The sequence below is a fragment of the Rhodoferax sp. genome (assembly GCF_028688795.1).
Taxonomy (GTDB): Bacteria; Pseudomonadota; Gammaproteobacteria; order Burkholderiales; family Burkholderiaceae_C; genus Rhodoferax.
Genome location: NZ_JAQTXM010000083.1, coordinates 1 through 4,577, shown reverse-complemented (window position 1 = coordinate 4,577; position 4,577 = coordinate 1). Strand labels below are relative to the sequence as shown.

At 57.1% G+C, this 4,577-nt stretch carries 5 protein-coding genes; 1 reads left to right on the top strand and 4 read right to left on the bottom strand.

What is annotated here, in order from left to right:
• The first annotated feature begins 59 nt into the window (after positions 1-59).
• Positions 60-704: a response regulator transcription factor gene (locus PHQ58_RS23295; protein WP_300116223.1), complete on the top strand. Its 645-nt coding sequence runs from the start codon at positions 60-62 to the stop codon at positions 702-704.
• Positions 705-736: 32 nt separating this feature from the next.
• Here PHQ58_RS23295 and PHQ58_RS23290 read toward each other — a convergent pair whose 3' ends face one another.
• The 4 genes from PHQ58_RS23290 to PHQ58_RS23275 all read right to left on the bottom strand — a co-directional run bounded on the left by PHQ58_RS23290 (position 737) and on the right by PHQ58_RS23275 (position 4,461).
• Positions 737-1,294 (bottom strand): DUF2231 domain-containing protein, encoded by a 558-nt coding sequence (locus PHQ58_RS23290; protein ID WP_300116220.1) that lies wholly within the window; start codon positions 1,292-1,294, stop codon positions 737-739.
• Positions 1,291-2,730 (bottom strand): ethylbenzene dehydrogenase-related protein, encoded by a 1,440-nt coding sequence (locus tag PHQ58_RS23285; protein ID WP_300116217.1) that lies wholly within the window; start codon positions 2,728-2,730, stop codon positions 1,291-1,293. Before PHQ58_RS23285 ends, PHQ58_RS23290 begins: the two co-directional genes overlap by 4 nt.
• 463 nt (positions 2,731-3,193) lie before the next feature.
• Positions 3,194-4,042 (bottom strand): formyltetrahydrofolate deformylase, encoded by an 849-nt coding sequence (purU, locus tag PHQ58_RS23280; protein ID WP_300116215.1) that lies wholly within the window; start codon positions 4,040-4,042, stop codon positions 3,194-3,196.
• 110 nt (positions 4,043-4,152) lie between these two features.
• The gene (locus PHQ58_RS23275) at positions 4,153-4,461 is read right to left on the bottom strand and encodes a DUF3567 domain-containing protein (protein WP_300116213.1); all 309 of its coding nucleotides are present in this window, start codon (positions 4,459-4,461) and stop codon (positions 4,153-4,155) included.
• Positions 4,462-4,577 lie beyond the last annotated feature (116 nt).

The following is a 4,577-nucleotide window of genomic DNA, read 5'->3' as shown; positions in this document are numbered from 1 at the left end:
CCCTGGATGTGGCACCCGGGTTGCTGTCAGATTACCCCTAACAATCAAGGAGAGTATCGTTGGTTAAGCCGGTTCGCATCCTGTTGGCGGACGATCACCCGCTGTTTCGGGAAGGTGTCGCTGCCTCATTGGCTGCTGCGCCAGAGTTTTCAGTCATTTTTCAGGCCCGCAGCGGCGAGGAGGCGTTGGAACAGGCCATGCAATTGCTTCCTGACATGGTCTTGCTGGATGTCAGCATGGCCGGCATGGGTGGGATCGCTGCAGCAGCGCAGATTGCGGCCAATTTACCGGCAACGCGCATCATGATGCTGACCGTGTCCGAAAACCGGGAAAACCTGTTAGCCGCACTCAAGGCAGGAGCCCATGGCTATGTGCTCAAGGGGGTGTCTGCCTCGGAGTTACGCAGCATTGTCGCTAGTGTGGCCTCTGGAGAGGTCTATGTGACTCCTGCGTTGGCGGCCGAAATGCTGACAGCGTTTTCCCGCCCCAGTACGCCGGATACTTTTTCCATACTTACTTCGCGTGAGAGCGGCGTGTTGAATTTGCTCAGCCAAGGCCTGAGCAACCGGGAAATTGGCGAGCGCTTGCATCTGGCAGAAAAAACCGTCAAGCACCACATGTCGGCTATTTTGCAAAAACTGCAGGTACGCACACGCACGGAGGCCGCGCTCATGGCAGCGCAATACGGGGCCAGGCAACGCTGATGCCAGCCCCCTGATCCAACTTATATCGCGCCTTACACTGCCGTCTTTCGACCGGAACCCAGCCCAGCCACGACCCCGGCCAAGCCCACCGCGAACATCAACAGCAATACCCAGTTCGGCACAAAATAGGTTTGATAGACATTCCAGCCCAATTGGTTCAGCACCGCTGACAGGGCGGACGGCGAACCCAGCAAATGCCCACCCAGCGTGCCAGTGATTGAGGCCAAAATGATGCCGGTGGTGCCCAGGACGAGCATCAGATACCTGCCGGTGCCATTCCAGACGTTTTCTCCCATGCGCCAGCGCAACACCAGGACAACAGACCAGATAACAATGGTCCAAGTCGCCATCAGTATCTTGTTGCGTGCCATTGGACCCGCGACGGCGGCCTCGGTCGGCCAGATCATCAGACCCGTAGCCAATGCACCTAAACCGCCAGCAACACCCGCGGCCAGAACGTAAATCAGCACGGTGGAATCCACACGTCGTACCAACGCATTGCTGGTCAACGAGCGCAGCAAGATCACAAAGAATGCCAGACTCAGCAGCGCAATTGGAAAGTGCGCCATCATGTGGTGGTAGGGAATCATTGCTTTTCTCCTGAAACGATTTTGCGTTGCAGGCGTAACAGACCGAAGCCGACTCCCACAAACATGAATATGCCGGCCAGCACGGTCAAACGCCATTGCTGCTTGATTTCTTCGAAAAACTCCATCTCAACGCCATATTGCGAGAGCTGACGTTCGTTGTGATAGTGTTTGACCGGGATGCCATCCCTGATCATGGCTTGCCCGGGGTGTCGCTTGCTGGTCAGCAGCGGCCAATTGACTTGTCCTGGATAGAACAATTTCGCCTCAAACCACGACTGTGTCCAAGGCGGTGTCTCGCCGGTAAAACGTTGCGCCTTGAAGCTTGCCTCGCGGCCCAATCCCATGCTGACCGGCAGTGAGATGTAATGCCAGCGCCGCCCGGTGGCGTTGCGATGCACCGAAAATGCCAGGTTGTAGATTTTGCCGTCGACAAATGCTTTGTCATTGAGCGCATCCCCAGTGTCCATCTTGCGTGACAAGGTAACTTCCCAATACCCGTCTTTCCAGCGCCCACGCCCACCCACAGTGCGAATATCGGCCATGGAGCCTTCAAAGGTACGCAGGACTCGCAAAGGCAACACGTCACCCTCTTTCCAAGGTTGACTGGGATCAAAGTCGGTTTTGGTCGTGTCAGACAGGTAGTAGGGGTCGTCCTGGCCGACCTTGCCACTGCTCAAGTCCTGCCAGGTGTTGGCAATACGGCCGGTGCGCTTGGGGTCAAACATGTATTTAGGCTGCTGCTTGTCTTTGTCCCAGTTGGTTGTCCAGCCGTTCTTGCCGGGGTCTCCATCGCGTATTGGGCCAATGTTCTGGTCATCGGCAAATTCGAGCACGTTGGAGCGATGGCCCCGCCAATGCCACAGATCCAGAAAATAGCCGGCCTTTTTCAGGGTGTCGAGCCGGTCTTGCGGAACAACCGAACTCCAGTCGTCGGGTTGTTCGCGGGTCAGTGGCAGATATTTGGTGACGGCCTTCTGCTTTTTATTGTTTTTTCCCAGATAGGGGTGGGCATTGATGTCCTTTTCAGTGGCTGAGTTGGTGAATGAGTCCATGCCATTGCCGATGGCCACATAACCACCATAGTGCGCAAATTCTGGCACGCTTCCATCGTCGACCATCATGGCGACCCGGTCTTCCAGGAAAACGTGGTCCTGGCTCCCGGGTTTGTCTTCGCCATACGCTACCCACTTGCCGCCCTCGAACTTGTAGGCATCCATGTGAATGCCCGGTCGCGGCGATGCCCAGCGATACTGAAAAAACATCTTCTCATGGTTGTACGCTGCCCGGACCTGCAAGGGCATCTGGCGTACTTCGGGGATATAGATGTTGCGTTTTGGGTCGTTCTGTATGACGCCCTGACCATTGAAAACCCAGGTGACAACCATGGTCGTCACCATGGCACCTAGCAGGCCAAGAGAGAGAATCTTTCTATTCATCTGCACCACCTGCATGCAAATGACTCATCCTGATGAACCTGGCAAACTTGTACCCATTTCTCATGTCTGTCTCCTTTTTTTATGAATAGGTCAGGCAAGCTGCTGAACTTTGCCCCGCGCGAATATCGCTGATGACAGCCAAGGTTCAACAGATTCCCATTGACCATTGTTCTCCGGTGTCGATGTCTTGCCCTCGGGCATCAGTCGCGATTTAGTTCAGCCATGAGATGGATGTTGTTCAGACTTTGGTCTGAACAAGCATGCGGGCGCTTCCGGGTCGTTGCTTTCCTCGCGGTGCTGCCGCGCAGCGCCTGGGCCACACCGAATGGATTACGGTGCGACAGGAGAATGGGTCACGTCTGATGGCGTCTCAAACAAGAGGCAGTGTTGCGTTCCGCATCCTGCGCCATTGAACTTTGAAGGTTGGGCGGGACACGAAAGTCCGGTAACGCCCTTGTGATGCTTACTTGAAAATCACCGTCTTGTGACCGTTGAGCAGCACGCGGTGTTCGCTGTGCCATTTGACGGCGCGCGCCAGCACCTGGCTTTCGGTGTCGCGCCCCAGGGCGGTCAGGTCTTCGACGGTCTTGCTGTGGTCCACCCGGGCCACGTCCTGCTCGATGATCGGGCCCTCGTCCAGGTCGGCGGTCACATAGTGGGCGGTGGCGCCGATCAGCTTCACGCCGCGGTCATGCGCCTGGTAATAGGGCTTGGCCCCCTTGAAACTGGGCAGGAACGAGTGGTGGATGTTGATGGCCCGGCCTGACAGGCTGCGGCACAGGTCGTTGGACAGAATCTGCATGTAACGCGCCAGCACCACCAGCTCGGCCCCTTCGCTCTCGATGATCTCCATCTGCTTGGCTTCAACCTGCGCCTTGCTGGCCGCAGTCACCGGCAGGTGGTGAAACGGCACGTTGTAGCTGGCGGCCAGCTGGTAGAACTCGCGGTGGTTGGAGATGATGGCGCGAATGTCCAGCGGCAGCAGGCCGCTCTTCCAGCGGAACAGCAGGTCGTTGAGGCAATGCCCCTCCTTGCTGACCATGATGACGGTGCGCATCGGTTCGGCCTGGGCATGCAACTGCCACTGCATCTCGAACGGCTGGGCAAAAGCCGCCAGCTGGGTCTTGAGCTCGGCAAAACTGTGCTGGGCGCAGGCAAACTGCACCCGCATGAAAAACAGGCCGGTGTCGGCGTCGTTGTACTGGGCGGCTTCTTCGATGTTGCCGCTGCGTTCCAGCAAAAAGCCGGACACCGCATGCACCAGGCCCAGGCGGTCCGGGCAGGACAGGGTCAAAATGTAGACAGGGTTCATAGGGACGCTATTGTCGCAGCCGCCAGTGACGCGGCAGGATTGATTTGATTGCTATAACTAGTATAGCTATCAGCCCTTTATTGACGTGGGCTGGAGGTGTTTTTGATGCTTTAGTGGATGACCACCGGGTTTTGCGCCAGCTCGGCGTAGCGCTCCAGCGTGTCTTCCACTTCTTCCTGGGTGGGCGTCTTGAGCTGCCAGGCGGCGATGTGTTGCTGGAAGAGTTCGGCCCAGGAGCCGTCCAGATACACCTCTTTGCCGCTGCGTTTGTCAACAATCTCAAAGCCATGGCGTGCCAGCTGGGGCACGATCAACAGTTGCTCACCGTCTTTGAGCTCCTGGTCAGGCACATCGGCGGCCACGGCGTTGGCCAGCATGTGGGTCACAGAGTAAGTGTCAGAGTCATAGAGCGTGTGCATGGGCAAATTATCCTTGAAACCGATTACTCCTGCAGGTGGTTGCCGTTGGCGGAAATTCAAGGTCGGTCTTGTCATAGGCGGGCACGGCTGGGCCGCGGTCAGTCCGCGCTGTCGGC